Raw genomic sequence first — 21,803 nt, 5'->3', positions numbered from 1 at the left:
CATGTGTGACTGCTCGCACACCCCCAGGTAAAGACTGCATCAAATAGTTTGTGATACGGTTCACGAGAACCCCCGGATAGAGCCGAAGGACCGCAGTGCGACGGTCCATTGGCGTGAGGACTCCACTCAGCCCGGGACTACGCTCGTCCATGACGACACCCCTGCCCCCTGCGAAAGCGGAGTTGCCGCCATGCCGTCCAATGACGCCCGGAACCTCTTGCAGTGCGCTGTGCCCACAGCGGCTGCCGGTGCGGTAGCGGTCGCCGTCAGCGGCGTGGTGGCCGGAGGCAAGGGAGCCATCGGAGCGGCCGTCGGCACCCTGCTCGCCATCCTCTTCATGGGGGTCGGTCTGTACGTTCTGCAGTGGACGGCAAAAACGCTCCCGCAGTTGTTCCAGGCCATGGGGCTGATGCTTTATATGGCTCAGCTCCTGCTGCTCCTGATCTTCGTGGCCCTCTTCAAGGACACCTCTCTCTTCAACGCGAAGACGTTCGCCGTAGGCATCGTCGTCGCGACCGTCGTGTGGATGGCCGCGCAGGCTCGTGCGCATATGAAGGCCAAGATCTTCTACATCGACCCGGACTCCGAGAAGAGCGAGAAGCCCGAGAAGACCGGGTCATCGTCGTGACGAGTAGGGGCGCGATAAAGAGCACGGAGAACTCCTGCTATCGTCCGGTGCCAACTGCGGCATCGCGGGCGCGGGCATCTGAGCTGACGCCTGCTCGAACGCGAGGCTCGATGCCCCAAAGCCGCCCTCACATCCGTAACACCAGTCCAGTGCCGATCCGCGGCTGCGCGCCGCGCCGACACAACGAGGTTGCCGTACCCATGCGTCACGCCGAAGGAGCCCCCGGTGAGTGCTGACCAGACCCAGCTCGCCTTTGACTGGAGCTGTCGGATCATGTCCGACGGGTGTGGTTTTCCGGCACCGGGCCTGCACTCGTTCCTCTTCAAGCCGATCGCCACGGTCGGGGGGTTCGAGTTCAACAAGGTGATGCTGCTCGCGCTCATCACCACCGTCCTCGTCATCGGCTTCTTCTATGCGGCCTTCGGCAAAGCCAAGGTGGTGCCGGGCAAGCTGCAGATGGTCGGTGAGGCCGGCTACGACTTCGTCCGCCGCGGCATCGTCTACGAGACGCTCGGCAAGCGCGAGGGCGAGAAGTACGTCCCGTTCATGGTCTCGCTGTTCTTCTTCATCTGGATCATGAACATCTGGTCCGTGATCCCGCTGGCGCAGTTCCCGGTGTCGTCGATCATCGCGTTCCCGGCGGTCCTGGCCGCGATCGTCTACGTGACCTGGGTCTCGCTGACCTTCAAGCGGCACGGCTTCGTCGGGTTCTTCAAGAACGTCACCGGCTACGACAAGTCGCTCGGCCCGGTGCTGCCGCTCGTGATGGTCATCGAGTTCTTCTCGAACCTGCTCGTCCGGCCGTTCACGCACGCGGTGCGACTCTTCGCCAACATGTTCGCCGGCCACCTGATGCTGGTCATGTTCACCGTCGCGTCCTGGTACCTGCTGAACAGCTGGATGGTCCCGGCGGCCGGTGTCTCCTTCGTGATGACCATCGCCATGATCGGCTTCGAGCTTTTCGTGCAGGCCGTCCAGGCGTACGTCTTCGTACTCCTCGCCTGCACGTACATCCAGGGCGCTCTCGCTGAGCATCACTGAGCCCCACCCCACCCCCGGTCGTCCGGTGGCCAACCCCCACCGGTCCGTTAAGAGAAGGAAGATTCAGCATGGCTGCCACTGAGACCCTTGCCGCTGTCTCCGGTTCCATCGGTTCCGTCGGTTACGGCCTCTCGGCTATCGGCCCCGGCATCGGCGTCGGCATCATCTTCGGCAACGGCACCCAGGCCCTCGCCCGCCAGCCCGAGGCCGCCGGCCTGATCCGTGCCAACCAGATCCTGGGCTTCGCGTTCTGTGAGGCGCTCGCCCTCATCGGCATCGTCATGCCGTTCGTCTTCGGTATTGACTAAAGATTCCCTACCGACAGGCATAGACGAAAGGCACTGATGTGATCGCCAACCTGGTGCAGCTGGCGGCCGAGGAAGAGCAGAACCCGCTCATTCCTCCGGGCCCCGAGCTGCTCGTCGGCACCATCGCCTTCGCCATCGTGTTCTTCTTCTTCTGGAAGAAGCTGCTTCCGAACATCAACAAGGTTCTGGAGGAGCGCCGCGCGGCGATCGAAGGCGGTATCGAAGAGGCCGAGACCATGAAGGTCGAGGCCCAGAGCGTCCTTGAGCAGTACAAGGCACAGCTCGCCGAGGCCCGGCACGAGGCCGCGCGTCTGCGCCAGGAGGCGCAGGAGCAGGGCGCCACGCTCATCGCCGAGATGCGGGCCGAGGGCCAGCGTCAGCGCGAGGAGATCGTCGCCGCCGGTCACTCGCAGATCGAGGCAGACCGCAAGGCCGCCGCGTCCGCGCTGCGTCAGGACGTCGGCAAGCTCGCCACCGACCTGGCCGGCAAGCTCGTCGGGGAGTCCCTCGAGGACCACGCCCGCCAGAGCCGCGTGATCGACCGGTTCCTCGACGACCTCGAGGAGAAGGCCGAGGCCGGGCGATGAACGGAGCGAGCCGCGAGGCCCTGGCAGCCGCACGAGAGCGTCTCGACGCGCTGACGGACTCCACGTCCGTCGACGCGGGCTCGCTCGCCGACGAGCTGGCCGCCGTCACCGCTCTGCTCCACCGCGAGGTATCGCTGCGTCGGGTCCTCACCGACCCGGCGCAGGACGGCGAGGCGAAGGCCGAGCTGGCCCAGCGTCTCCTCGGCACCCAGGTCAGCGGCCCGGCCGCCGACCTGGTCGCCGGCATGGTGCGCTCCCGCTGGTCGCAGTCGCGCGACCTGGTGGACGCGCTGGAGCAGCTGGCCGACACCGCCGACCTCACCGCCGCGCAGAAGGCCGGCAAGCTCGACGACGTCGAGGACGAGCTGTTCCGGTTCGGCCGGATCGTCTCCGGCAGCACCGGGCTGCGTGCCGCGCTGACCGACCGGAAGGCCACCACCTCGGCCAAGAGCGAGCTGCTGCGCAGCCTGCTCGGAGGCAGGGCGCAGTCGGCCACCGAGCGTCTGGTGACGCGCCTTGTGACCGCGCCGCGGGGACGTAGCCTGGAGTCGGGACTGGAGTCCCTGTCCAAGCTCGCCGCCGAGCGCCGGGACCGCATGGTGGCCATCGTCACCTCGGCGGTGCCGCTGAGCGACCCGCAGAAGCGGCGCCTGGGTGCCGCCCTCGCGACGATCTACGGCCGTCAGATGCACCTCAACCTGGACGTGGACCCCGAGGTCCTCGGCGGAATCCGGGTGCAGGTCGGCGACGAGGTCATCAACGGCTCCCTCGCGGACCGGCTGGAGGACGCGAGCCGCCGTCTGGCGAGCTGAGCAGCAACTCAATAGCACCACGTACTTACGACGGCCCTGGTTGGGCCGTGCAGAAGAATCCTGGGGGTCGCCCCCAGACCCCCAAAGAAACTTCGGGCCCAACAAGGAGAGCAGGGAACCCAGATGGCGGAGCTCACGATCCGGCCGGAGGAGATCCGGGACGCGCTGGAGAACTTCGTCCAGGCGTACAAGCCGGACGCGGCCTCGCGCGAGGAGGTCGGTACGGTCACCTTTGCCGGTGACGGCATCGCGAAGGTCGAGGGTCTGCCCTCGGCCATGGCCAACGAGCTGCTGAAGTTCGAGGACGGCACCCTCGGCCTCGCCCTCAACCTCGAGGAGCGCGAGATCGGTGCCATCGTCCTCGGTGAGTTCAGCGGCATCGAGGAGGGGCAGCCGGTCTCGCGTACCGGTGAGGTTCTCTCCGTAGCGGTCGGCGAGGGCTACCTCGGCCGTGTGGTCGACCCCCTCGGCGCCCCGATCGACGGCCTCGGCGAGATCGAGACCCAGGGCCGCCGTGCCCTGGAGCTGCAGGCCCCCACGGTCATGGACCGCAAGTCGGTCCACCAGCCGATGGAGACCGGCTACAAGGCCGTCGACACCATGACCCCGATCGGCCGTGGCCAGCGTCAGCTGATCATCGGTGACCGCCAGACCGGCAAGACCGCCCTGGCCGTCGACACGATCATCAACCAGCGCGACAACTGGCGCTCGGGCGACCCGGAGAAGCAGGTCCGCTGCATCTACGTCGCCATCGGCCAGAAGGGCTCCACCATCGCCGGTGTGCGCGGCGCTCTGGAGGAGGCCGGCGCGCTGGAGTACACGACCATCGTCGCCGCCCCGGCGTCCGACCCGGCCGGCTTCAAGTACCTGGCGCCGTACACCGGTTCGGCCATCGGTCAGCAGTGGATGTACGAGGGCAAGCACGTCCTCATCATCTTCGACGACCTGTCGAAGCAGGCCGACGCCTACCGTGCCGTGTCGCTGCTGCTGCGCCGCCCGCCGGGCCGTGAGGCCTACCCGGGTGACGTCTTCTACCTGCACTCCCGTCTGCTGGAGCGCTGCGCCAAGCTCTCCGACGAGATGGGCGCCGGCTCGATGACCGGTCTGCCGATCGTCGAGACCAAGGCCAACGACGTCTCGGCGTTCATCCCGACCAACGTCATCTCCATCACCGACGGCCAGTGCTTCCTGGAGTCGGACCTGTTCAACGCCGGTCAGCGCCCCGCGCTGAACGTCGGTATCTCCGTCTCCCGAGTCGGTGGTTCCGCCCAGCACAGGGCGATCCGTCAGGTGTCCGGCCGCCTCCGCGTGGACCTCGCCCAGTTCCGTGAGCTGGAGGCGTTCGCCGCCTTCGGTTCCGACCTGGACGCCGCGTCGAAGTCGCAGCTCGAGCGTGGTCAGCGCATGGTCGAGCTGCTGAAGCAGCCGCAGTACCAGCCGATGGCCACCGAGGACCAGGTCGTCTCCATCTGGGCCGGCACCACCGGCAAGATGGACGAGGTCCCGGTCGTCGACATCCGCCGCTTCGAGAAGGAGCTGCTGGAGTACCTGCACCGCAAGGAGCAGGGCCTGCTGACCTCCATCCGCGAGGGCGGCAAGATGTCGGACGACACCCTCCAGGCCATGGCCGACGCCATCGCGGAGTTCAAGAAGCAGTTCGAGACCTCCGACGGCAAGCTGCTCGGCGAGGACACCCCGGCTGCCGGTAAGTGACGACGGAAGGGACCTGACTCATGGGAGCCCAGCTCCGGGTCTACAAGCGTCGCATCCGATCCGTCTCCGCGACCAAGAAGATCACGAAGGCGATGGAGATGATCGCCGCCTCGCGCGTCGTCAAGGCGCAGCGCAAGGTGGCGGCCTCCACCCCGTATGCGACCGAGCTCACCCGCGCGGTCAGCGCGGTCGCCACCGGTTCGAACACCAAGCACCCGCTGACCACGGAGGCGGAGAACCCGACCCGCGTCGCGGTCCTGCTCCTCACGAGCGACCGCGGTCTGGCCGGCGCCTTCAACTCCAACGCCATCAAGGCCGCGGAGAAGCTCACCGCGCAGCTCGAGGGTGAGGGCAAGGAGGTCGTCAACTACATCGTCGGCCGCCGCGGTCTCGCCCACTACAACTTCCGCGAGCGCAAGGTCGCGGAGTCGTTCACGGGCTTCACCGACGAGCCCTCGTACGCGGACGCCAAGAAGGTCGCGGCCCCGCTGATCGAGGCGATCGAGACGGAGACGGCCGAGGGCGGCGTGGACGAGCTCCACATCGTCTACACCGAGTTCGTGTCGATGATGACGCAGACGGCTGTCGAGGCGCGGCTGCTGCCGCTCAGCCTCGAAGAGGTCGCGGAAACGGATACATCTGCCGCTGACGCGGCGGGCAAGCCCAAGGGCGAGATCCTTCCGCTGTTCGACTTCGAGCCCTCGGCGGAGGACGTCCTGGACGCCCTGCTGCCGCGTTACGTGGAGAGCCGCATCTACAACGCGCTGCTCCAGTCGGCCGCCTCGAAGCACGCCGCCACGCGGCGCGCGATGAAGTCGGCAACCGACAACGCCGGTGATCTCATCGAGAACCTCACCCGGCTTGCCAACCAGGCCCGCCAGGCCGAAATCACCCAGGAAATCAGCGAGATCGTCGGTGGTGCCAGTGCCCTGGCCGACGCGACCGCGGGGAGTGACTGAAAATGACCACCACTGTTGAGACGGCCACGGCGACGGGCCGCGTCGCGCGGGTCATCGGCCCGGTCGTCGACGTGGAGTTCCCCGTCGACGCGATGCCGGACATCTACAACGCCCTTCACGTCGAGGTCGCCGACCCGGCGAAGGCGGGCGAGAAGAAGACGCTGACCCTCGAGGTCGCCCAGCACCTGGGTGACGGCCTGGTCCGCGCGATCTCCATGCAGCCCACCGACGGTCTGGTCCGCCAGGCCCCGGTGATCAACACCGGCGTGGGCATCTCCGTCCCGGTCGGCGACTTCACCAAGGGCAAGGTGTTCAACACCCTCGGTGAGGTGCTGAACACCGACGAGGAGTACGAGGGCGAGCGCTGGTCCATCCACCGCAAGGCCCCCGCGTTCGACCAGCTCGAGTCGAAGACCGAGATGTTCGAGACGGGCCTGAAGGTCGTCGACCTGCTCACCCCGTACGTCAAGGGCGGCAAGATCGGTCTGTTCGGTGGTGCCGGTGTCGGCAAGACCGTGCTGATCCAGGAAATGATCATGCGTGTCGCCAACCTCCACGAGGGCGTCTCCGTCTTCGCGGGCGTCGGTGAGCGCACCCGTGAGGGCAACGACCTCATCGCGGAGATGGAAGAGTCCGGCGTTCTGGACAAGACCGCCCTGGTCTTCGGCCAGATGGACGAGCCCCCGGGCACCCGTCTGCGCGTGGCCCTGGCCGGCCTGACGATGGCGGAGTACTTCCGTGACGTCCAGAAGCAGGACGTGCTGTTCTTCATCGACAACATCTTCCGCTTCACCCAGGCCGGTTCCGAGGTGTCGACCCTGCTCGGCCGTATGCCCTCCGCGGTGGGCTACCAGCCGAACCTGGCCGACGAGATGGGCACCCTGCAGGAGCGCATCACCTCGACCCGTGGTCACTCGATCACCTCGATGCAGGCGATCTACGTCCCCGCGGACGACCTGACCGACCCGGCCCCGGCCACCACCTTCGCCCACCTCGACGCGACGACGGTGCTCTCCCGTCCGATCTCCGAGAAGGGCATCTACCCGGCCGTGGACCCGCTGGACTCGACGTCCCGCATCCTCGACCCGCGGTACATCGCGGCGGACCACTACAACGCCGCGATGCGCGTGAAGAGCATCCTGCAGAAGTACAAGGACCTGCAGGACATCATCGCGATCCTCGGTATCGACGAGCTCGGCGAGGAGGACAAGCTCGTTGTCCACCGCGCCCGTCGCGTGGAGCGCTTCCTGTCCCAGAACACCCACGCCGCCAAGCAGTTCACCGGTGTGGACGGTTCGGACGTGCCGCTGGACGAGTCGATCGCCGCGTTCAACGCGATCTGCGACGGCGAGTACGACCACTTCCCGGAGCAGGCGTTCTTCATGTGCGGTGGTCTCGAGGACCTGAAGAACAACGCCAAGGAGCTGGGCGTCTCCTGACCCGAGCCGCGCTCGAGTCATGAGGGGGCGGGGTTCGTCCCGCCCCCTCTGCCACGCCTACTAGACTTGTAACCAACACCCGGCACTACCGCCGGGTGGTGACCCGAGGAGCCACCTTGGCTGCTGAGCTGCACGTCGCGCTGGTCGCCGCCGACCGTGAGGTCTGGTCCGGCCAGGCCACCCTGGTCGTCGCGCGCACCACGTCCGGCGACATCGGCGTCATGCCCGGTCACCAGCCGCTGCTCGGTGTGCTGGAGTCGGGCCCGGTGACCATCCGCACGAGCGATGGCGGGACGGTCGTCGCCGCGGTCCACGGCGGTTTCATCTCGTTCGCGGACGACAAGCTCTCGCTGCTCGCCGAAGTCGCCGAGCTGTCGGACGAGATCGATGTCCAGCGCGCTGAGCAGGAGCTCGAGCGCGCGAAGGCGGAGGACGACGCGGACGCCCAGCGCCGTGCGGACGTCCGTCTGCGTGCGGCCACGGCGGCGCGCTGACCCTGTCCGCCGTGTGAAGTCGTCACTCAGCCGCGGCTGGGTACCGGAGAGATCCGGACCCGGTCGCGGCTGAGGCAGATGTGGGAGTTTTTTCCGTTCCGTTACCTAGGAGACGAGGAGGTCGGTGTCGATGGTCCTCGCTCTGACTGTGTGCGGAATCGTGGTGGCGCTCGTGGTGGTGGGACTGTTCGTCTTCGGTCTGCGCCGCCGGCTCATCCAGCGTTCGGGCGGCACGTTCGACGCCAGCCTGCGCTGGGGCGTCCCGGAGCAGGGCGACACCAACGGCAAAGGGTGGGCGTACGGGGTGGCCCGGTACAACGGCGACCGTGTCGAGTGGTACCGCGTCTTCTCGTACTCGCCGCGCCCGCGCCGCATCCTGGAGCGTTCCGCGATCGAGGTGGCCGGCCGCCGGGTCCCTGAGGGCGAGGAGGAGCTGGCGCTGCTCTCCGACCATGTGATCCTGGCCTGTCTGCACCGGGGCTCGCGTCTCGAACTCGCGATGAGCGAAGACGCGCTGACCGGTTTCCTCGCGTGGCTTGAGGCAGCCCCGCCCGGTCAGCGTGTCAACGTGGCGTAACTCGCCGAACTGTCTTACGACAGGCCGTTGTTGATCGCTGTCACCAGCTCTCCGTTGCCGGTGTCGCCGCTGAACTCCCAGAAGAACGCGCCGCCGAGGCCCTGGTTCTTGGCCCAGCTCATCTTTCCGGCGATGGTCGACGGGGTGTCGTACGACCACCAGTTGCTGCCGCAGTGGGCGTACGCCGTGCCCGCGACGGTGCCCGTGACCGGGCAGGAGTTCTTGAGGACCTTGTAGTCCTCGATGCCCGCCTCATACGTGCCGGGAGCCGCGCCGGTCGCCGTTCCGCCCGGTGCCGACTGGGTGACGCCGGTCCAGCCGCGGCCGTAGAAGCCGATGCCGAGGAGCAGCTTGGCGGACGGGACGCCCTTCGCCTTCAGCTTGGCGATCGCGTCGGCCGAGTTGAAGCCGGCCTGGGGGATGCCGGGGTACGAGGTGAGCGGGGAGTGCGGGGCGGTCGGGCCGTCCTTGTCGAAGGCGCCGAAGTAGTCGTACGTCATCACGTTGTACCAGTCGAGGTACTGCGCTGCGCCGCCGTAGTCGGCCGCGTCGATCTTGCCGCCGGAGGAGCCGTCGGCGGTGATGGCCGCGGTGACCAGATAGTTCGAGCCGAACTCGGCGCGCAGCGCGGACATCAGGTTCCTGAAGGCCGCAGGTCCTGAGGTGTCGCAGGTCAGACCGCAGGCGTTGGGGTACTCCCAGTCGATGTCGATGCCGTCGAAGACGTCGGCCCAGCGCGGGTCCTCGACGACGGCCTTGCAGGACTTGGCGAACGCGGCGGCGTTCTGCGCGGCCTGGCCGAAGCCGCCCGAGTAGGTCCAGCCGCCGAAGGAGTACAGCACCTTGATGTGCGGGTACTTGGCCTTCAGCTGGCGCAGCTGGTTGAAGTTGCCGCGCAGCGGCTGGTCCCAGGTGTCGGCGGTGCCGCTGACGGACTGGTCGGCGGTGTAGGCCTTGTCGTAGGCGGCGTAGGTGTCGTCGACGGTGCACTGACCGTTCTTGACGTTGCCGAACGCGTAGTTGATGTGGGTGATCTTCGGGGCCGAGCCCGAGGACACCAGGTTCTTGACGTGGTAGTTGCGGCCGTAGACGCCCCACTCGGTGAAGTAGCCGAGCTTGACCTTGTCGCCGGTGGGAGGCTCGGTGGTACCGCCGGTGGTGCGCACCGCTCGGGCGCCGCTGACCGGGCCGGTCTGGTCGGCGGTGTCGCGGGCCTGCACGGTGTAGGAGTAGTCGGTGCCGGCGGTGAGGCCGGTGTTCGTGTACGACGTGGTCGTCACGGTGGCGACCTTGGCGCCGTCGCGCAGGACGTCGTAGTTCTTGATGCCCTTGTCGTCGGTGGCGGCGCTCCAGGACAGCTTCACCGAGGTGTTGGTGATGTCCGAGGCGCTGGGCGTGCCGGGGGCGCTGGGTGCGTTGTCGCCGGGTTCGGTGGTGCCGCCGTCACAGCTGCCGCTGTTCAGCTTGCAGTTCGCGGGGGAGCCGGAGCCGGTGCCGTTGAAGCCGAAGGAGACGGAGGCGCCGGGGGCGAGGGTGCCGTTCCAGGACTTGTTCTTGGCGGTCCAGTGGGTGCCGGAGGAGGTGACGTCGGCGTCCCAGGCGGAGGTGACGGACGTACCGGAGGGGAAGTCCCATTCGACGGTCCAGGAGCTGAGGGCGGTCGTGCCGGTGTTCTTCACCGTCCACTTGCCCTCGAAGCCGGAGCCCCAGTCCTGGGTCTTGGCGTAGGTGGCGGTCGCGGATGTCGCGGCCTCGGCGGGGCTCGCGAGGCCGACGAGACCGGCCAGCGGGAGCAACAGGGTCGCGAACCCTGCCGCGGCTCTGTGTCTGAAGCGCATGCTGCGCCTCCCTTGTGGGGTGGTCGGGGCGTGACTGAGCCTCACGTCCCTCATGGTGCGGTGAGAATAGAAAGGTCTGGACCACCGGTCAATAGGTCTGGACCACCACTCCCCACGGTCGGGTCAGATACCCAACTCCTGTGCCAGCACCGCCGCTTGCACCCGGCTGCGCAGCTCCAGCTTCGCCAGCAGCCTGCTGACATGGGTCTTCACGGTCGCTTCGGCCATGTCGAGCCGGTCGGCGATGTCCGCGTTGGACAGGCCCTGGCCGAGGCAGGACAGCACCTCGCGCTCGCGCCGGGTCAGCCGGTCCAGGACGGCCGGATCGGCCGTGGACTCCCGGGTCGGCTTCGCGGCGAACTCCGCGATCAGCCGCCGTGTGACCGCGGGGGAGATCAGCCCTTCCCCGCGCGCGACCGTCCGTACGGCCTCCAGCAGCTGCCTGGCCTCGGTGTTCTTCAGCAGGAAGCCGGACGCGCCCGCCCGCAGCGCCCCGAAGACGTACTCGTCGAGGTCGAAGGTCGTCAGCACCAGCACATCGGCGAGCCCTTCCGTGACGACCTGGCGGGTCGCCGACACGCCGTCCAGGCGCGGCATCTGAACGTCCATCAGCACCAGGTCAGGCCGCAGCTCGCGGGCCAGCGCCACCGCCTGCTCGCCGTCCGCCGCCTCGCCGACCACCTCGATGTCGGGCGCACTGCGCAGGATGAGGACCAGTCCGGCGCGGACGGCGGACTGGTCCTCGGCGACGAGGACCCGGACGGGCCGGCTCATGCGGTGTCTCCTTCGACGGTGTCGTTGACGGGAAGTGTGGCGCGTACGGCCCAGATCTTGCCGTCCGGCGAGTCCTCGGGGCCGGCCTCGAACGTGCCGCCCAGCAGCGCCACCCGCTCGCGCATACCGACCAGACCGGCGCCGGAACCGGGCGCGCGGGGAGCGTCCCGGTCACCGTACGGGCTGGTCACGGTGACGACGAGCGAGCCGTCCCGCTGGGCGAGGGACACGGCGACCCGTCCCGACGCGGCGTGCTTGAGGACGTTGGTCAGCGACTCCTGCACGATCCGGTAGGCGGCGAGTTCGACGGGGGCCGGCACCTCGCCCTGGCCGGTGTCCAGCGTGACGTCGAGGCCGTTGGCGCGGGCGCCCTCCACCAGCGAGCCGAGACCGTCGAGCGTCGGGGCCGCGGCCGGTTCCAGGTCACCGCTGCTGTCGCGCAGGATGCCGATCAGCCGCCGCATCTCCGAGAGCCCCTCCACGCTGTTCTCGCGGATGACGACCAGGGCGTCCTGGGAGGTCTTCGGGTCGTCGAGGGAGAGGGCGGCCGTGGAGTGGATGGCGATCGCGGACAGGTGGTTGGCGACCATGTCGTGCAGTTCGCGGGCCATCCGGGCACGTTCGGCGGTCACCGCCTGGGTGCGGTCCATCTCGGCGAGCAGCGCGGTCTGCTCGGCGCGCAGCCGGGCGGACTCGGCCGCGTCGCGGTGGTTGCGGACGATCAGACCGGTGGCGGCGGGACCGAAGGCCACGATGCCCGTGACCACACCGATCAGCAGCGCCTCGGGCTCGCGCCACAGGGCGAACGGCACCACGGCCCCGATCACCGAGAGCAGCCCGGTGATCCGCGGAATGCGGCGGGCCGAGGAGGGCGTGCCGTACAGGACGGCCGCGTACATCAGGTCGGTGTACATCAGGATCGTGACCAGGTTGCCCTGCGTGAGGGTGTCCAGGACGATCGCGGCCGTGCCGGTGAGCAGGGCGGTGCGCGGGGCGGCGCGGCGCAGCAGCTCGCAGCCGGCCATGACGAAGAGCGGCAGCAGCACCGGCCAGCGGCCCGGCAGGAGCACGTACACCTCGGTGTGCGGCCGGGTGGCCAGACCGACGCCCCACAGCAGCAGCCCGCCGAGCAGCCCGCCCAGCGCGATGTGGACGTCGAAGCGGCGTGGGCGGGGGAGTCGTACGGCCATGACTCCATCCCAACACGGCCGTGGCGCCTCGTGCGTGATCCCCGCGTAGGGTCCCTGGCTGCATCTTTCGATGTACCGCGGGTTCGTCAGTCGCGACGACGATTCCGGCCGCACCGACCGGGAGCCTTGAAGGTGACCGAGAGGAGCGAACCGTGATCGTCGCACTGATCGCCGCCTGCGAGATCGGCTTCTGGGTACTGCTGGCCGCCGGACTGGGCGCCCGCTACCTGCTGAAGATGCCGCGCACCGGCCTGGCGCTGCTGCTCTGCGAGCCGCTGCTGGAGGTCGTCCTGCTGGTCGCCACCGCGCTGGACCTGAAGAACGGTGCCGACCCGAACTGGACGCACGGCCTGGCCGCGCTGTACATCGGCTACACCGTCGGGCACGGCCACCGCACGGTGAAGTGGCTCGACGGCCACGCGGCCCACCGGTTCGGCGGTGCCCCGCCTCCGCAGCGGCCTCCGCGCGACGGCATGGCCCGCGCGCGCCACGAGGCCAGGATCTGGCTGGGCACGCTGGTCGGCGCGGTCGTCGCGACCGTGCTGCTCCAGGGCGCCATCTGGTACGTGGACGACCCGAGCCGCGTCACCTCCCTGGAGAGCTGGCGCTCTACGGCCTGGCGCGCGGCCGGCATCCACGGCCTGATCGCGCTGAGCTACTTCGTCTGGCCGCGCAAGCCCTCCGCCGGGGAGCAGGACACCACCGTCAGCACATCGAAGGAGAGGATCCAGTCATGACCAAGGCGAAGCAGTATCTGACCGAAGGCGTCGTCACCTTCCTGATCGGCCTGCTGCTGTGGCGCTTCACCGGAGACGTGGACGTCCCCGTCGTCACCCTCACCAAGGTCGGCATCGTGATGATGATCGTCGGCGGGGTCCTCTCCGCCAACGGCCTCTACCACGCCGCGCGGGGGAGAACCTAGCGCTCTCCGCCCGGCACCCACAACACGTCTCCGACCTGCTTGTTCGCCGTCCTCGCGAGGATGAACAGCAGGTCGGAGGCGCGGTTGAGGTAGGTCGCCGTCAGGGGGTTCATCGTCTCGCCGTGCACCTCCAGGGCGGCCCACGTCGAGCGCTCCGCCCGGCGTACGACCGTGCAGGCCTGGTGGAGCAGGGCCGCGCCCGGGGTGCCGCCCGGAAGGATGAAGGACCGCAGCTTCTCCAGCCGCTCGTTGAAGCGGTCGCAGTCGGCTTCGAGCTTGTCGATGTAGAACTGCTCGACCCGCAGCGGCGGGAACTCCGGGTTCTCCACCACCGGCGTCGACAGGTCCGCGCCCACGTCGAACAGGTCGTTCTGCACACGGGTGAGGACCTTGACGACCTCCTCGTCCAGGCCGCCCAGGGCGATCGCAGCGCCGATCGCCGCGTTCGCCTCGTTGGCGTCGGCGTACGCGGAGATCCTGAGGTCGGTCTTGGCGACCCTGCTCATGTCACCGAGGGCGGTGGTGCCCTGGTCGCCGGTCCTGGTGTAGATGCGCGTCAGATTGACCATGTGGCCAGCGTAGTTACGCTCCGGCGGTTCGGAACACGCGTGTGCCCACTGTCACGGACAGAGCCGTGAGGCCGACGGCCACCAGGACGCCGTACAGCATGGGCGCCGTCGCGTAGCTGCCGACGTAGGCGTCCCGCACCGCGTCCACCAGATAGCGGAACGGCATGAGGTGCGACAGGACGTCCAGCCAGGCCGGGCCCAGCGTCATCGGCAGCATCAGGCCGGACAGGAGCATGGACGGCATGGTCAGCGCGTTGATCGCCGGGCCGAAGCTCTGCGGGGTGCTCAGCTTCATCGCCAGCGCGTACGACAGCGAGGCCAGCGAGAGCGAGAGCAGGGCGACGAACCCGAAGCCGATCAAGACGCCGGCCAGCGGGGCCCGCAGGCCCATCGCCATCGCCGCCAGCACCAGCAGCACCGCCTGGAAGACGAACACCGTGGCGTCCCGCAGCACCCGGCCGAGCAGCAGGGCCAGTCGGCTGACCGGGGTGACACGCATGCGTTCGACCACCCCGTGACCCTTCTCGATGATGATCGAGAAGCCGGCGAACGACGCCCCGAACAGGCCCAGTTGGAGCAGCAGGCCGGGGACGAGCACCTGCCAGGAGCTGCCCCGCTCGCCCAGCGGCAGGTCCGTGAGCAGAGGGCCGAAGAACAGCAGGTACAGCAGCGGCATCAGGACGCCGAAGAGCAGTGCGAATCGGGAGCGCAGGGACTGGCGGAGATAGCGCCCGTAGACGAGCGCGGTGTCGTGCAACAGCATCGGGGGTCCTCTGTGTCCTCTGGTTCTCAGACGGTGACGGGGGTCTGGTCGGCGGGTGCTGCGCTGCGGCCGGTGATGGCGAGGAAGGTGTCCTGGAGCGAGGCGTCGAGCGAGCCGCCGTACCGGAGCTTCAGCGCGGTCGGGGTGCCCTCGGCGACCACCACGCCCTGGTCGACGACGACCAGCCGGTCGGAGAGCGCGTCGGCCTCGTCGAGGTAGTGGGTGGTCAGGAAGACGGTCGTGCCGTGCTCGTCGCGCAGCCGGCGCACCAGGTCCCACAGGTCGGCACGGCTGCCGGGGTCGAGGCCGGTCGTCGGCTCGTCGAGGAACAGCACCTTCGGGCGGTGGGTGAGCGCCATCGCGATGTCCAGGCGCCGCCGCTGTCCGCCGGAGAGCGCGGCGCACTTGCGGTCGAGCAGTTCGGTGAGGCCAAGGTCGCGGGCCAGCTCCTCGGCGCGCTCGGCGGCGCGCGCCCTGGTCAGGCGGTACAGGCGCCCCTGGGTGACCAGTTCCTCCCGCACGGTGATCTGCGGGTCGACCCCGCCGGACTGCGCGACGTAGCCGCAGGCCCGCCGTACCCCCGTCGGATCGGTCGCCAGGTCGTGGCCCGCGACGGTGGCGGCCCCGCCGGTCGGCTCCAGCAGGGTCGTCAGCATCCGCAGGGTCGTCGTCTTGCCGGCGCCGTTCGGGCCGAGGAAGCCGAGGATCTCGCCCTCGCGGACGGTCAGGTCGATGCCGCGCACGGCCTCGACCGGGCCGCGCTTCGTCCGGAAGGTACGGGCCAGTCCGGCCGTACTGATGATCGCCATGCCCCTGTTCTCCATGCCCCTGTTCTTCATGGCTACAGAAAAACAGAGTCTCTTAAAGTTTGCAATGACTCCAAGTTTTGGGAGTCCCCAGGGAAGCTAGGATTCGGACATGGCTGAAGGGCTCAGGGAGCGGAAGAAGCGCGAGACCAGGCAGCGCATCTCGGACATCGCCACCGGGCTGTTCCTGGAGCACGGGTTCGTGACGGTGACGATCGCGGAGGTGGCGGAGGCGGCCGACGTCTCCGTGAACACCGTCTACAACTACTTCCCGGCCAAGGAGGACCTCTTCTTCGACCGCTCCCAGGGCGTCGTCGACCGCCTCTCCCGCTGGGTGCGCGGCCGGGACACGGGAGAGTCGGCCACCCGGGCGGTGCTGCGCGAGCTGCGCGCCGAGACCGAGGCCGTCTCGCCCCGGATGGGCCTCATCGAGGGCTACGACCGCTTCATGCGCTGCATCGACGAGGCGCCGCCGCTGCGCTCCCGGCTGTGGAGCATCCAGCAGGAGGTCCAGGACAACCTGGAGGCGACCCTCCGCGAGGAGACCGGCGCCGGTGACGGCGACCCGCTGCCGGGGCTGATCGCCGGTCAGATCTGCTGGATCCACGGCACCGTCTTCGCCGCCGTCGGCCGCGAGATGGTCAAGGGGCGCAACCCGGACGAAGTATCACGAGAGATGCTCGTCCTCCTCGACGACATCGAGGAGCTGTTGAGCGAGAACGTGCTCAACTACGCCGTACGAGGCGCCGCATGACCCTGCCCGGTGTGATGTCCGTCATGTGAGACGTGACGCGCGTTACTTAGCGGTCACACAGCGCCTCACGAGCGCTAGTGTCCGCCCGAGAGGCATACATAAGAGCCGTGTCAGCAGGGAGTCGTAACGTGGCAGGGAAGCTCGCCGTCATCGGAGCCGGCCTCATGGGAGCCGGCATCGCCCAGGTATCGGCACAGGCGGGCTGGGACGTGGTCCTGCGCGACGTCACGGACGAGGCGCTGAAGCGGGGCACCGACGGAATCAAGGCCTCGTACGACAAGTTCGTCGCCAAGGGCAAGCTGGAGGCGCACGACGCCGACGCCGCCCTCGCCCGGATCACCGCCACCACCGACCTGGACGCCGTGGCCGACGCGGACGTCGTCGTCGAGGCCGTCTTCGAGAAGCTCGAGATCAAGCACGAGATCTTCCGCACGCTCGACAAGCTCGTGAAGGACGAGGCGATCCTCGCCTCCAACACCTCCGCCATCCCGATCACCAAGATCGCGGCCGCGACGGAGCGCCCCGAGCGGGTCGTCGGCGCGCACTTCTTCTCGCCGGTGCCGATGATGCAGCTGTGCGAACTGGTCCGCGGCTACAAGACCAGCGACGAAACCCTCGCCAAGGCCCGGGAGTTCGCCGAGTCGGTCGGCAAGACCTGCATCGTCGTCAACCGCGACGTGGCCGGCTTCGTGACGACCCGTCTCATCTGCGCCCTGGTCGTCGAGGCCGCGAAGCTGCAGGAGTCGGGCGTGGCGAGCGCCGAGGACATCGACCTCGCCTGCAAGCTGGGCTTCGGCCACGCCATGGGACCGCTGGCGACGGCGGACCTGACGGGCGTCGACATCCTGCTGCACGCCACCAGCAACATCTACACCGAGTCCCAGGACGAGAAGTTCGCGGCTCCCGAGCTGATGCGCCGGATGGTTGACGCCGGTGACATCGGACGCAAGAGCGGGCAGGGCTTCTACAAGCACTGAAACCGCACATGCCCCGGGGGCATCACACCCCCGGGTGAATTCGGTATCGGTTCGCTTACAGGAAGCAACCTCTGCCGCCTCCACACAGTCAGAGGTTGCATCACCGGCATCAGAACGCGGAGCACGAGACGCACGCACGGGGAGCGCATATGCACATCAGGGGCGACCACGCCGAGCTGGTCGTCGGGGGCCGCCTCGACGTCCGGAGCGCGGCGGACGCCCGTACGGTCCTGCACTCGGCCGTCGACGACGGAGTCGGCGACCTCGTGCTCGACCTGTCCGAACTGGACTCCTGGGACGCCACCGGACTGGGCGTGATCATGGGAGCCCACCGGCGGGCCGGCCGCTGCGGCCGGCGCCTGGTGCTGCGCGGTGTACCGCCGCAGATGCAGCGCCTGCTGGTGGCCACCCGCCTGCACCGGATCCTGGCGATCGAAGGGGGCATCGGGGTGGAGACACTGCCCCGCGTGTGACGCCGGAGTACGGGTGTGAACCGGGCGACCGGGGAGACCCGGACGGACCTTGTCGAATCGTGCGACGAGCACAATCCTCACGAGACCGTGACGTCTCGGACGCCGCGGTACCCCGGACTGTCGTAGATACTGTGCGAATGGTTTAGGGTTCGGCTGCCCGCTGCCTTGCCACCCTTCGAGCGGGCCCGGACCAGAAGCGACAGCGCGGTGTGCAGCAAGGCCGGGAGGGGCTTTCACAGCACACACCCGCTTTTGGGGGGCTTGACTTATGGACCCGAACACCCCGGGACCCGAGGAGTACGGCCACGAGGGCGACGGCCAGGGGCCGCGCCAGCGCCCGCCCCGGGACTCCCTCACACCCGACTTCGCGCAGCACGCGCCGGCGCTCGCCCGCACGGTGCGGCTCGTCGCCGGCGACTTCCTGCTGACGGTCAACCCCGTCGACGGCAGCGAGATAGAGGCCTGCCCGCCCGCCGAACGGCCCGCCCGGCCCGTGAAGCTCACCACGGCCGAACGCGCCGAGGCCGAGCGCGCGGCCCGGCCGCCCGTCCCGCCCGGCCCCGCGCGTCCCGCCCTGCCCCTGCTGGCCCGCCAGGACGAACGCGAGCGACTGGTGCGCCTGCTCGCCCGCGGCCGCTCAGTCCGTCTCACCGGACCCGCCGGCTCGGGCCGCACCCGCCTCCTCGACCTCGTCGCCGAGGACTGCTCGGACCTCGCCCCCGACGGCGTCGTCCGCCTCAACGGCTTCGGCCGCACCTCCGGCGACCTGCGGTACGAGCTCTTCCGTGCCGTCTTCAGCGCCCCCCTGTACCGCCCGGACCAGGACGAACTGCTCACCCACCTCCGTCAGATCGGCGCGGTCGTCGTCCTCGACGACATCGAGTTCGGCGGCGCCGCGCTCGACGAGCTGCTGGAGGCGACCCCCGAGTGCGCCTTCCTGCTCGGCGCCACCCCGGACGTGCCCGCTCCCTCCGCAGGCTCCGCCGTCGAGGAGGTCGCCCTCGGTGGCCTGGACCGCGCGGCCGGACTCGACCTGCTGGAGCACGCCGTCGGCCGGTCCCTCACCGAGGAGGAGTCCAACTGGGCGGGTGACCTCTGGTTCGAGTCCGAGGGCCTCCCGCTGCGCTTCGTCCAGGCAGGCGCACTGCTGCGGCAGCGCGACCATCTGCGCGCCGGGACGAGCGCCGTCGACGAGTTCGGCGTCTTCGAGGACGCGCCCCCGGCCGAGGCGTACGACGCCGCCGACGGGGACGACGTACCGCTGCCCTCGCTCGGCGAGGCCGCCGCCCCCGCCCCGCTGCTCGCCTCCCGGCTGAGCGCCTCCGCCCGCGCCACCCTGCGCTTCGCCGTCGCCCTCGGCGGCGAGGTCCCGCACCAGGCGCATCTGCCCGCCCTGGTCGGCGACACCCACGCGGACGCGGCCCTCGGCGAACTGGCCGGCTGCGGTCTGGTCTCCCCGGTCGGCTCCCGCTACCGGCTCGCCGCGGGCGTACCGGCCCAGCTGGAGGCCGCCGGATACGGCGACGAGGCCGAGGCCGGCGCCCGCAGCGCCGCCCAGCACTACTCCTGGTGGGCCGGACACCCCTCGGTCACCCCGGAGCGCGTGTGCGCCGAGTCCGACGCCGTCCTCGCGGCCCTGGCCGTCCTCGGGCCCCTCACCCGGCCCCCCGCCGAGGGCGAGGAGAGCGCGGCCGTCCACCTGGCCCGCACCGCCGCCCCCGCGTTCGCCGCCGGACTGCACTGGAGCGCCTGGGAACGGGCCCTGCGGGCCGGCGCCGAGGCCGCCCGGCTCGCCGGGGACGTCGCCGAGGAGGCCTACTTCCGCCACGAGCTCGGAATCCTCGCCCTGTGCGGCGGCCGGCTCGACCGGGCCCGGGCCGAACTTGAGGCCTCCATCGGCCTGCGCGGCGCCCTGTCCGACAAGCGCGGCACCGTCGCCGGCCGTCGCGCCCTCGCCCTGGTCTCCGACCGCTCGGGCACCCCGGTCGGGCTCGGGCCGACCGCGGGGGAGGAGGTGCCCGACGCCCGGTACGAGGAGTCGGCGTCCCCGGCCGGCGGTGTTCCGGCGGCCTTCCCGACGCTCCAGCAGCCCTCCTCGCCGACCGTGGTCACCCACCAGAGCTCGCCCGCGTCCTCGCACAAGGCCCGGGGCGGCCTCAAGGGCCTGGCCCGTCGCAACCTCGTGGCCGCTGGCGCCGGTGCCCTGCTCGTCGCCGTGCTCGGCACGGTGGTGACCCTCGGCGCCACCTCCGACAAGGACCGCAACCCGCCCTCCGACCAGGTCGGCGTCAACCCCTCGGCCAGCCAGGGCCTGGGCGACGGCAGCCTGGGCGCCGACCCGGCGGCGAACGAGGGCGGCGGCGACACGGGCGCGGCGACCAGCCGCCCGACCGACCCGGGACCGGACGGCACGCCCGGCACGTCGGACGATCCGACTCCGACGGACGAACCGAGCGGTTCGCAGGATCCGAGCGACCCGGCGTCGACGTCCAAGCCGCCGACGTCCTCGAAGCCTCCTACTTCGTCGAAGCCCCCGACCACCCCGACCAAGCCGCCGTCGTCACCGACCAAGCCGCCGTCCAGCCCGACGCCGACCTCGCCGACGCCGACCCCGACGGACCCCGGTACGCCCACGCCGACCACTCCGCCGACGACCAGCCCGTCCACCTCCGACTCGGCCAGCGGCCCGGCGCCGAGCGCCCCCACGAGCACCAGCGCGAGCGCGTCCCAGAGCAGCGGCCCGGGCACGCCCAGCAGCTCGGACCAGGTGATCTGACACCCGTACACACAGCAGGGCCGGGTCCGCTTTCCGCGGACCCGGCCCTCTTCGTCAGTCGGGATGGTCAGAGACAGGGGCGGTCAGAACAGCCGCAGCTTGTCGTCCTCGATGCCGCGCATCGCGTCGTAGTCGAGGACCTGGCAGCCGATGCCCCGGTCCGTCGCGAGGACGCGGGCCTGGGGCTTGATCTCCTGGGCGGCGAAGACGCCGCGGACCGGCGCGAGATGGGGGTCGCGGTTCAGCAGCTCCAGATAGCGCGTCAGCTGCTCCACGCCGTCGATCTCACCGCGCCGCTTGATCTCCACCGCGACGGTCTTGCCGTCGGCGTCCCGACACAGGATGTCCACCGGCCCGATGGCCGTCGGGTACTCGCGGCGGATCAGGGTGTAGCCGTCGCCGAGTGTCTCGATGCGATCGGCGAGCAGCTCCTGAAGGTGCGCTTCCACGCCGTCCTTGATCAGGCCGGGATCCACGCCCAGTTCGTGCGAGGAGTCGTGGAGAACCTCCTCCATCGTGATGATGAGCTTCTCGCCCGCCTTGTTGATGACGGTCCAGACGCCCTCTTCCTCGCCGGTGCCCTCCTTCAGCGTGCAGGGCGGCGACATCCAGTTCAGGGGCTTGTAGGCCCGGTCGTCGGCGTGGATCGAGACGCTGCCGTCCGCCTTCACCAGGATCAGGCGCGGGGCCGAGGGAAGGTGGGCGGTGAGCCGCCCGGCGTAGTCCACGGAACAGCGGGCAATGACGAGACGCATGGTCGGCAACGCTACTCGACGGGCGCCTGCCGACGCGATTCGCCCTGGAAAACACGTGTTCGGTAATGGCCGATTGTGTGCAGGGTGTGCTCATTGAGAGTGTCTCATCTGCGCATTCTCCTGGTGCCGTCACCGTCGGTTGCTTACCGTATGAACGGGAGGTCGCGAGGTGTGTACGCAGCGTGTCCGGTATCGCGAACCTCCCCTATCTGTCCGGCAACCCCCGCTCGCCGGGGGTGCGAGAGGAGAACTCATGTCGCTCGACGTCTCACCGGCCCTACTCGAACAGGCCGAGCGAGGCGAGGTCGACGAAGCGGAATTCGTCGACTGCGTCCGGACCTCCCTGCCCTATGCGTGGGAGATGATCAGCTCCCTGGTGGCCCAGCTGAAGGTGGACGGCGGTGCGTTCGCCGACAACCAGACGCCTCCGCCGGACGAGCGGGCACGCGGTCAGTTGCTGCGTGCGCTTGCGAGTGACGCGATACGCGGCGCGCTGCAACGGCACTTCGGTGTGCGGCTGGCTTTCCAGAACTGCCACCGGGTAGCCGTGTTCCCGCTTGACTCCTCGGTCGACGAGAAGCTGAACCGCTTCACCTCGGTCCGCAGCCAGGTGCTGAACCAGTCACCCGAGTTCCGGGACTGCTGACG

At 69.4% G+C, this 21,803-nt stretch carries 24 protein-coding genes; 17 read left to right on the top strand and 7 right to left on the bottom strand.

The annotated features are described in order from the left end of the window. Positions 1–190: 190 nt before the first annotated feature. The 10 genes from ACFT32_RS35150 to ACFT32_RS35105 all read left to right on the top strand — a co-directional run bounded on the left by ACFT32_RS35150 (position 191) and on the right by ACFT32_RS35105 (position 8,558). Complete coding sequence (locus ACFT32_RS35150; protein ID WP_382497336.1) at positions 191–628, top strand: hypothetical protein; 438 nt, start codon at positions 191–193, stop codon at positions 626–628. 273 nt (positions 629–901) lie between these two features. Beyond that, entirely contained in the window at positions 902–1,669 is a 768-nt protein-coding gene (atpB, locus tag ACFT32_RS35145; RefSeq protein WP_382497437.1) for a F0F1 ATP synthase subunit A, read from the top strand. Between the two features lie 68 nt (positions 1,670–1,737). Further along, a complete protein-coding gene (locus ACFT32_RS35140) occupies positions 1,738–1,977 on the top strand; it encodes an ATP synthase subunit C (RefSeq protein ID WP_030246434.1) in 240 nt (79 codons plus the stop codon). A gap of 38 nt (positions 1,978–2,015) precedes the next feature. Further along, positions 2,016–2,564 carry a F0F1 ATP synthase subunit B gene (locus ACFT32_RS35135; protein WP_382497334.1) on the top strand — a complete coding sequence of 183 codons (549 nt, stop codon included), beginning with the start codon at positions 2,016–2,018 and terminating at the stop codon, positions 2,562–2,564. Next, positions 2,561–3,376: a F0F1 ATP synthase subunit delta gene (locus ACFT32_RS35130; protein ID WP_382497332.1), complete on the top strand. Its 816-nt coding sequence runs from the start codon at positions 2,561–2,563 to the stop codon at positions 3,374–3,376. Before ACFT32_RS35135 ends, ACFT32_RS35130 begins: the two co-directional genes overlap by 4 nt. A gap of 123 nt (positions 3,377–3,499) precedes the next feature. Then, positions 3,500–5,089: a F0F1 ATP synthase subunit alpha gene (atpA, locus tag ACFT32_RS35125; protein WP_382497330.1), complete on the top strand. Its 1,590-nt coding sequence runs from the start codon at positions 3,500–3,502 to the stop codon at positions 5,087–5,089. 20 nt (positions 5,090–5,109) lie between these two features. Beyond that, on the top strand, positions 5,110–6,048 hold the full coding sequence (locus ACFT32_RS35120) for a F0F1 ATP synthase subunit gamma (protein ID WP_382497328.1): 939 nt from the start codon (positions 5,110–5,112) through the stop codon (positions 6,046–6,048). A gap of 2 nt (positions 6,049–6,050) precedes the next feature. Then, positions 6,051–7,487 (top strand): F0F1 ATP synthase subunit beta, encoded by a 1,437-nt coding sequence (atpD, locus tag ACFT32_RS35115; RefSeq protein WP_382497326.1) that lies wholly within the window; start codon positions 6,051–6,053, stop codon positions 7,485–7,487. 116 nt (positions 7,488–7,603) lie between these two features. Continuing rightward, on the top strand, positions 7,604–7,981 hold the full coding sequence (locus ACFT32_RS35110; RefSeq protein WP_184590438.1) for a F0F1 ATP synthase subunit epsilon: 378 nt from the start codon (positions 7,604–7,606) through the stop codon (positions 7,979–7,981). 130 nt (positions 7,982–8,111) lie between these two features. Then, positions 8,112–8,558, top strand: a complete 447-nt coding sequence (locus tag ACFT32_RS35105; protein WP_382497324.1) for a DUF2550 domain-containing protein — start codon at positions 8,112–8,114, stop codon at positions 8,556–8,558. Between the two features lie 14 nt (positions 8,559–8,572). On the opposite strand, the gene ACFT32_RS35100 is transcribed toward ACFT32_RS35105, so the two are convergent. From ACFT32_RS35100 to ACFT32_RS35090, 3 genes are all read right to left on the bottom strand, one after another. Beyond that, positions 8,573–10,396 carry a glycosyl hydrolase family 18 protein gene (locus tag ACFT32_RS35100; RefSeq protein WP_382497322.1) on the bottom strand — a complete coding sequence of 608 codons (1,824 nt, stop codon included), beginning with the start codon at positions 10,394–10,396 and terminating at the stop codon, positions 8,573–8,575. 123 nt (positions 10,397–10,519) lie between these two features. Further along, complete coding sequence (locus ACFT32_RS35095; protein ID WP_382497320.1) at positions 10,520–11,170, bottom strand: response regulator; 651 nt, start codon at positions 11,168–11,170, stop codon at positions 10,520–10,522. Further along, positions 11,167–12,360, bottom strand: a complete 1,194-nt coding sequence (locus ACFT32_RS35090) for a sensor histidine kinase (protein WP_382497318.1) — start codon at positions 12,358–12,360, stop codon at positions 11,167–11,169. Before ACFT32_RS35090 ends, ACFT32_RS35095 begins: the two co-directional genes overlap by 4 nt. 152 nt (positions 12,361–12,512) lie before the next feature. Between ACFT32_RS35090 and ACFT32_RS35085 the strand changes: the two genes are divergently transcribed. Next, on the top strand, positions 12,513–13,097 hold the full coding sequence (locus ACFT32_RS35085) for a hypothetical protein (protein ID WP_382497316.1): 585 nt from the start codon (positions 12,513–12,515) through the stop codon (positions 13,095–13,097). Further along, positions 13,094–13,282: a DUF5708 family protein gene (locus ACFT32_RS35080; RefSeq protein WP_382497314.1), complete on the top strand. Its 189-nt coding sequence runs from the start codon at positions 13,094–13,096 to the stop codon at positions 13,280–13,282. The genes ACFT32_RS35085 and ACFT32_RS35080 overlap by 4 nt, the downstream gene beginning before the upstream one ends. Here the strand turns inward: ACFT32_RS35080 and ACFT32_RS35075 are convergent. The 3 genes from ACFT32_RS35075 to ACFT32_RS35065 are packed head-to-tail and all read right to left on the bottom strand — an operon-like array spanning position 13,279 to position 15,423. Then, positions 13,279–13,851: a cob(I)yrinic acid a,c-diamide adenosyltransferase gene (locus ACFT32_RS35075; RefSeq protein WP_382497312.1), complete on the bottom strand. Its 573-nt coding sequence runs from the start codon at positions 13,849–13,851 to the stop codon at positions 13,279–13,281. The genes ACFT32_RS35080 and ACFT32_RS35075 overlap by 4 nt on opposite strands. A gap of 13 nt (positions 13,852–13,864) precedes the next feature. Further along, complete coding sequence (locus ACFT32_RS35070; protein ID WP_382497310.1) at positions 13,865–14,614, bottom strand: ABC transporter permease; 750 nt, start codon at positions 14,612–14,614, stop codon at positions 13,865–13,867. Positions 14,615–14,640: 26 nt separating this feature from the next. Then, complete coding sequence (locus tag ACFT32_RS35065) at positions 14,641–15,423, bottom strand: ATP-binding cassette domain-containing protein (protein ID WP_382497308.1); 783 nt, start codon at positions 15,421–15,423, stop codon at positions 14,641–14,643. Positions 15,424–15,532: 109 nt separating this feature from the next. On the opposite strand from ACFT32_RS35065, the gene ACFT32_RS35060 reads away from it, so the two are divergent. The 4 genes from ACFT32_RS35060 (at position 15,533) to ACFT32_RS35045 (ending at position 20,400) form a co-directional block, all read left to right on the top strand. Further along, the gene (locus ACFT32_RS35060) at positions 15,533–16,174 is read left to right on the top strand and encodes a TetR/AcrR family transcriptional regulator (RefSeq protein ID WP_382497306.1); all 642 of its coding nucleotides are present in this window, start codon (positions 15,533–15,535) and stop codon (positions 16,172–16,174) included. Positions 16,175–16,302: 128 nt separating this feature from the next. Beyond that, complete coding sequence (locus tag ACFT32_RS35055) at positions 16,303–17,151, top strand: 3-hydroxyacyl-CoA dehydrogenase family protein (protein WP_382497304.1); 849 nt, start codon at positions 16,303–16,305, stop codon at positions 17,149–17,151. 149 nt (positions 17,152–17,300) lie between these two features. Further along, positions 17,301–17,624 (top strand): STAS domain-containing protein, encoded by a 324-nt coding sequence (locus ACFT32_RS35050; RefSeq protein WP_003993003.1) that lies wholly within the window; start codon positions 17,301–17,303, stop codon positions 17,622–17,624. A gap of 268 nt (positions 17,625–17,892) precedes the next feature. Further along, the gene (locus ACFT32_RS35045) at positions 17,893–20,400 is read left to right on the top strand and encodes an ATP-binding protein (protein WP_382497302.1); all 2,508 of its coding nucleotides are present in this window, start codon (positions 17,893–17,895) and stop codon (positions 20,398–20,400) included. Positions 20,401–20,483: 83 nt separating this feature from the next. Here the strand turns inward: ACFT32_RS35045 and nucS are convergent, their stop codons facing one another. Beyond that, complete coding sequence (gene nucS, locus ACFT32_RS35040) at positions 20,484–21,155, bottom strand: endonuclease NucS (RefSeq protein ID WP_184590411.1); 672 nt, start codon at positions 21,153–21,155, stop codon at positions 20,484–20,486. A 253-nt stretch (positions 21,156–21,408) separates the two neighbouring features. On the opposite strand from nucS, the gene ACFT32_RS35035 reads away from it, so the two are divergent. Next, positions 21,409–21,801, top strand: coding sequence for an SCO5389 family protein (locus tag ACFT32_RS35035; RefSeq protein ID WP_382497300.1), 393 nt, complete (start codon positions 21,409–21,411; stop codon positions 21,799–21,801). The last annotated feature ends 2 nt before the right edge of the window (positions 21,802–21,803 follow it).

The organism is Streptomyces sp. NPDC057002 (assembly GCF_042673825.1).
In the GTDB taxonomy this organism is placed as follows: Bacteria; Actinomycetota; Actinomycetes; order Streptomycetales; family Streptomycetaceae; genus Streptomyces.
Note: the sequence above shows the minus strand (reverse complement) of the source record. Positions and strands in the feature narration are given on the sequence as shown.